Raw genomic sequence first — 1523 nt, forward strand, 5'->3', positions numbered from 1 at the left:
TGCTGCCGTCAAAGGGTCCGCCCCCTCAAGGGCGGCAGCCAGGCTATTTCCGCCACGGGGGGCGAGCCCCCGCTTTGCATCGCGAAACAAATAGCCTGCCTGCCGCCCTCCTCCACTGCGTTTCGGCCCCAAAGAGGGGGTGAACGGGCGGCCCCCGTGACGGCTCAGAGCTGCCCATGAAGGCCGCGCGGGATGTCGCGCGGACCAGACAAGCCCGGAGGCAAGAAACTGATGACGATCCACACCCATGACGACGCATATGAACCCGCCCACACCGCATCCCAGACCGCCCACGCGCTCGACGAGTTGCAGCTCTACGGCTTTCGACCCTTTGATGAGCCCGATCCGCGCCCGATGCCCGATGGGCAGCGCCTCGCGGTTGCCGTCGCCGACATCTTCGATGCCCTCGTCGCATCCTTGGAAGACACCCGCATGGAACCCGACCTCGAAGAAGTGCTCTGGGGCCAAGTCAACCTTTTCCACCGCGCTACGGCCCGGATCGAGCGGTCACTGGACGACAACGAGCAGGCGCAGCGCCGCCTCCAGCGCGAGCAAGACGGCTCAGAGGTGAAATCCGTCGAGCTTGAGCGCCAGACAGCCGAAGGCCTGACCCTTATCGAACGACGCAACTGCATGGACATGATGCGCGATCACGCCGCCACGGAGTTCGTCCATCATACGGGATCGACCTGGCGGCCCCGCACCGGCTCGATGGTGAACCGCCAGCACATGACCGCGGCGCTGATCGACAGCCGCGATTTTCTGGCCGCCAAGCGCCGCGCGGAAACCGAAGTGATGCTGCCTGCTGGCCCCAAGGTTGCCCTCACCGGCGGCGCTGACTTCAACGATCACCGCCTGATCTGGGGCAAGCTCGATCAGGTCAGGACCAAATACCCCGATATGGTCCTCATGCACGGGGGAAGTCCGAAGGGCGCAGAACTCATCGCCGCCAAATGGGCCGAAGCCCGCGGTGTGACACAGGTCGCCTTCAAGCCTGACTGGACGAAACACGCCAAGGCAGCACCGTTCAAGCGCAATGACGCCATGCTCGACGTGCTTCTCGTGGGTGTTCTGGTGTTTCCCGGCACTGGCATTCAGGAAAACCTGGCAGACAAGGCCAAGAAAATGGGCATTCCGGTTCTGAAGTTCGAGAGGGGCGCGTGATGCGCCCCTTCGGGGGCTGGCTTTGGGCAGCCCTTTCGTTCGCGCAATATGTACGGATGCAAGCTGTGGCCGCTAGCAACCCAAAAGCACAGATGAAAATTTGGGTGCAACGGTGGCGGTCTTTGGCAAGGCAGCCCAAACAGGCTCTATCGGATGCCTTCGTCCGCAAACTGCTTTCGTGTCGCAGTTTTGGTCATCCAATCCTGCCCGCCGAAAGCAACCAGCGCGATATAGAGTGCTTCCCGTTCAGGAAAGGCACGAAACACGATGGTGATGTGATGACCCCGCCCACCATGCCGAACCAGCCATCCCTTTAGCGGCGCTGAGAGCCGCATGCCGGATAGCGGGTTGCCGTATAT

The 1523-nt window shown here is 62.4% G+C and carries 1 protein-coding gene and 1 pseudogene; one reads left to right on the forward strand and one right to left on the reverse strand.

Annotated features, from left to right (window positions below; genetic code table 11):
- Window positions 1–231: 231 nt before the first annotated feature.
- Window positions 232–1164, forward strand: a complete 933-nt coding sequence (locus L0H65_RS19755; protein WP_301460886.1) for a DUF2493 domain-containing protein — start codon at window positions 232–234, stop codon at window positions 1162–1164.
- A gap of 146 nt (window positions 1165–1310) precedes the next feature.
- On the opposite strand, the pseudogene L0H65_RS19760 reads toward L0H65_RS19755, so the two are convergent.
- Window positions 1311–1523, reverse strand: a pseudogene (locus L0H65_RS19760) (type II toxin-antitoxin system RelE/ParE family toxin); the annotation flags it as partial.

Origin of the sequence: Pseudorhodobacter sp., from assembly GCF_030452865.1 — a bacterium.
Classification (GTDB): domain Bacteria; phylum Pseudomonadota; class Alphaproteobacteria; order Rhodobacterales; family Rhodobacteraceae; genus Pseudorhodobacter.